Below are 4,568 nucleotides of genomic sequence, written 5' to 3' on the forward strand. Positions count from 1 at the left end.
TGCCCAAGTACAACGAGTACAAGAAGGCCGACAGCGACCACCTGCTGGAGACCACGGGCCGTGAGCTGCGCAAGCTCATGAGCTGGGTCAACGACAAGGAGAACAGCCAATGACGCAACGCCCCGTCGTCCTCAGCGCTGAAGAGTTGTCGCCCGCGACTATCGACGCCCTGGGCCCGGACTTCGAGATCCGACGCTGCAACGGGACAGACCGCGCGGAACTTCTTTCCGCCATCGCCGATGTTGACGCGGTCCTGATCCGCTCGGCCACCAAGGTCGATGCCGAGGCCATCGCAGCCGCGAACACGCTGAAGGTCGTCGCACGAGCCGGCGTGGGCTTGGACAACGTGGACGTGTCGGCCGCCACTAAGGCCGGCGTAATGGTCGTCAATGCCCCGATGTCGAACATCGTGACCGCCGCCGAGCTGGCTTGCGGCCTCCTCATTGCCACCGCGCGCAACATCCCGCAGGGCTCGCAGGCCCTCAAGGCCGGCGTGTGGAAGCGCAGCAAGTACACCGGTGTGGAGCTGGACAAGAAGACCCTCGGTGTCGTCGGCCTCGGCCGGATCGGCGCGCTCGTCGCGCAGCGCATGTCCGCATTCGGCATGAAGGTCGTCGCGTACGACCCGTACGTGCAGCCCGCGCGCGCCGCGCATATGGGCGTGAAGGTCCTCTCGCTCGACGAACTGCTGGAGGTCTCCGACTTCATCACCGTGCACCTGCCGAAGACCCCCGAGACCCTGGGACTCATTGGTGATGAGGCACTGCACAAAGTCAAGGCAGGTGTGCGCATCGTGAACGCTGCGCGCGGCGGGATCGTCGACGAGGAGGCGCTGTATTCGGCGCTCAAGGAGGGCCGCGTTGCCGGCGCCGGTCTCGACGTGTACGCGGAGGAGCCCTGTACGGACTCCCCGCTCTTCCAGTTCGACCAGGTCGTCTGCACCCCGCACCTCGGCGCCTCTACGCATGAGGCACAGGAGAAAGCCGGTATCGCCGTCGCCAAGTCGGTGCGCCTCGCCCTCACCGGTGAGCTGGTGCCCGATGCGGTGAACATCCAGGGTGGCATCATCGCTGAGGACGTCAAGCCGGGCCTGCCGCTCGCCGAGCGCCTCGGCAGAACCTTCACCGCGCTCGCTGGTGAGGTCACGGTCTGCCTCGACGTCGAGGTGTACGGCGAGATCACCCAGCACGACGTGAAGATGCTAGAACTGTCCGTGCTCAAGGGCGTGTTTGAGGGCGTCGTCGACGAAACGGTGAGCTACGCGAACGCGCCGCTATTCGCGCAGGAGCGCGGTGTCGAGGTCCGCCTCACGACCTCGTCTGAGTCGCCTGACCACCGCAACGTCGTCACCGTGCGCGGCACCCTCAGTGACGGCCAGGAGGTGTCGGTCTCCTGCACGCTGGTCGGCCGCTAGAACCTCCGGAAAGTCGCTGCCGTCGGCGAGTTTGGTGTGGACCTGGCCCTCGCCGACCACATGGTCGTCCTGCGCTACGAGGACTGTTCCGGCGTCGTCGGCAGCGTCCTCGGTGAGGGCCGGATCAACACCGTCGGCATGCAGGTCTCCTACGCGGACGTCAGTGGCGAGGCCCTCGCGGACACGGCACCTGGCCGGCGAGCTGTCCCGTCAGGGCTACCGGGTGGGTGCACCGACGGTGGACCAGCTCCTTACGACCTCGCATGGTTAGCGGTTACGATGGCCTCGCTGTCTCTTTAGGCTGTTCGTGGTGGGGACACAGGCACGTGGGCTGATCATGTCGGAGCGTCGGGTCACGGGCCTCTCCGTGACTGTAATTGCCGATCTGGTCGCGGAATTGGGTCCGGTCTGGCAGGCCCGCAGGGATGCTGAACTGCTGGACCGACCGCGTCGGCGAGCCGGGGCGGGTGCGAAGTACAAACTGGTCTTCATCGACCGGCTGCTGGCCACACTCGTGCATCTCAGGCACGGCGTCACCCACGACGTGCTGGCCTGCTGGTTCCAGGTGGACCGGTCGACCATCACCCGTGCGGTCGGCGAGATCCAGCCCCTGCTCGCCGACCGGGGCTGTCGTGTCGAGGGCGGTCTGCGACTTCGCACGCTGGCCGATGTAATCGCCTATCTCGGCGCCACCGGCCAGACCGCGCTGATGGACGCCACCGAGATCCGAGTCCGTCGCCCAAGCGCACACCGTGGTGGACGTAGCCGCTTCATATCGGCAAGAGCCGCATCAGCGCCATGAAGGCCCTCGTCGTCACCGATCAGCGCGGACGGCCACTGTTCTGCGGCGAGGTCCGGGCCGGCTCCGTCGCCGACATCACCCAAGCCCGTGACTCCGGCCCGGTCGACCTGCTCGCCGACACCGTCGACCTGCAGATCCTCGCCGACGCCGGCTATCAGGGCCTCGCGGCCCAACCTACGGCCAGGTCGTCACCCCGCCGCGCAAACGACGCGGCAAACACCTCGAACATCTGCAATGGCTGATGGCACACCATGAGGCTGCGCGCTTCGCCCGCTCTTCAGCCAGAATCCCTGTCGAACACGGCATCGCCCACCTCAAGAACTGGAGGGCCCTCGCCCGACACCATCCGAGCCGTCGCCGGCCTCCTGACCGACCAACAAGCCACCCCTCACACGAAGGCACTCGCACTGCCCGCCACACCCGCATGATCAAAACGCCGACCGCAACCTCAACACGCCCTCACCCCAACCATGCACGAGGTCGTAAGGGCTTGCCGGGAACAAGTCGTGGCTTTCAGCTGAGGGGCTCGTTGGTCTGGTATGGGGAGACCGGAGGGGATCGAGGCCGTTCTGGCAGCGAAGTTCCAGGTGTTGTTGCCGCATCTGGACGAGCGTCAGCGTCGGCTGGCCATGGGAGCGGAAGCACTGTCGCTGGGGCATGGCGGCATCAGGATCGTCGCCGCTGCAGCCGGGGTCCGGGAGGCCACGGTCTCGCGTGGGGCGGCTGAACTGGAGTCAGGTCAGGTTCCGTTGGGGCGGGTGCGCCATCCCGGCGGAGGGCGGAAGAAGGCGGCCGAGCCGGACTCCGGGCTGCGGCCGGCACTGCTGGCGCTGGTCGAGCCCGACGAGCGGGGCGACCCGATGTCGCCGCTGCGCTGGACGACGAAGTCGACGCGGAAGCTGGCGGCGGAGCTCACCCGCCAGGGGCACCGGGTCTCCGCCGACACCGTCGCCGGCCTGCTGCGGGAGGAGGGCTTCAGCCTGCAGGCCAACGCCAAGACCATCGAAGGTGCCCAGCACCCCGACAGGGATGCCCAGTTCCGCTACCTCAACGAGCAGGCACGAGACCACAGGGACGCCGGGGACCCGGTGATCAGCGTGGACAGCAAGAAGAAGGAACTGATCGGCCACTACAAAAACGCCGGGCACGAATGGCAGCCCGCAGGACAGCCCGTGAGGGTCAAGACGCACGACTTCCCCGGCCAGGCCGAGAAGGCCATTCCCTACGGAATCTACGACATGACGGCGAACACCGGCTGGGTCAGCATCGGCACCGATCACGACACGGCGGCGTTCGCCGTCGCCTCAATCCGACGCTGGTGGCAGGCGGTCGGCCGGCACGACTACCCCGGCGCCCGCCGACTGCTGATCACCGCTGACGGTGGCGGCTCCAACGGCTACCGCACCCGGGGATGGAAGACCCAGCTCGCCGATCTCGCCGCCGAGACCAGCCTTGAGATCACAGTGTGTCACCTGCCGCCCGGAACCTCGAAGTGGAACAAGATCGAGCACCGGCTGTTCTCCCACATCACCATGAACTGGCGAGGCAGGCCTCTGAACAGCCACGAAGTCATGCTCCAGACGATCGCCGCGACCACCAGCCGCACCGGCCTCACCGTCCAGGCCGAACTCGACAGCGGTGAGTACCCCACCGGCATCCGCGTCAGCGGCGACGAGATCGCCGCCCTCCCCATCACCCGCCACCACTTCCACGGCGACTGGAACTACACCCTCCACCCCCAGCGCCCGGAGGACACGGCGACCACCACCAGCACACAGGACGAAGCCTTGGCGGACGGACCGGCCCACCTCACGTGGCGTTCGCTCCAGGACCCGGAACTGACCGGGATGACCCGCCGGCGGCTCAACGAACTCATCGACGTGCTGACTCCAGCGATGGAGATTCAACGCGAGCAAGTGCTCCGCGCCCGCAGAGGCCACGAACGCCTGGTGGCCCCTGGCACAGGAGCCAAACCCAAGCTCACCTCAGCCGACCGGGTCCTGGCCACCGTGCTCCACCTGCGAACTCGCGACCATGGACCTCCTGGGCCAGCTCTTCAACACCACCGCCATGACCACCAGCCGCACAGCGAAAGGCGTCCGCCCGCTCCTGGAAGCCCACGGAGTTCACATCCCTGCCTCAACCGCCCGCTTCCGCACACCGGCTGACATCGCGAAATTCCAAGAACTCGACAAAAGCAAGATCAAATCGACGTGTTGATTCCCGGCAAGCCCTAACCTTGGCGTTTATGCAGCTCTGAACCGTCCCGGGTCAGGTGGAGGCTCGATTCCGTGAAAGGATTGAGTCATGGCACGACCCTCCCGTTACCCCCTTGAGCTGCGCCGCCGTGCG

The 4,568-nt window shown here is 66.7% G+C and carries 2 protein-coding genes and 3 pseudogenes; all 5 read left to right on the forward strand.

Going from position 1 to position 4,568, the window contains the following annotated elements:
- Positions 1-113 (forward strand): annotated as a pseudogene (locus ACZ4LX_RS37875) (ketol-acid reductoisomerase); the annotation flags it as partial.
- Positions 110-1,714, forward strand: a pseudogene (gene serA / locus ACZ4LX_RS37880) (phosphoglycerate dehydrogenase). The pseudogenes ACZ4LX_RS37875 and serA, both read left to right, overlap by 4 nt.
- Before the next feature lie 67 nt (positions 1,715-1,781).
- The gene (locus ACZ4LX_RS37885; protein WP_467651923.1) at positions 1,782-2,216 is read left to right on the forward strand and encodes a helix-turn-helix domain-containing protein; all 435 of its coding nucleotides are present in this window, start codon (positions 1,782-1,784) and stop codon (positions 2,214-2,216) included.
- Positions 2,213-2,458: a transposase family protein gene (locus ACZ4LX_RS37890; RefSeq protein ID WP_467651921.1), complete on the forward strand. Its 246-nt coding sequence runs from the start codon at positions 2,213-2,215 to the stop codon at positions 2,456-2,458. Before ACZ4LX_RS37885 ends, ACZ4LX_RS37890 begins: the two co-directional genes overlap by 4 nt.
- A gap of 297 nt (positions 2,459-2,755) precedes the next feature.
- Positions 2,756-4,436: pseudogene (locus ACZ4LX_RS37895) on the forward strand (ISAzo13 family transposase).
- Positions 4,437-4,568: the final 132 nt, after the last annotated feature.

The organism is Streptomyces sp. NPDC026062 (genome assembly GCF_055568375.1).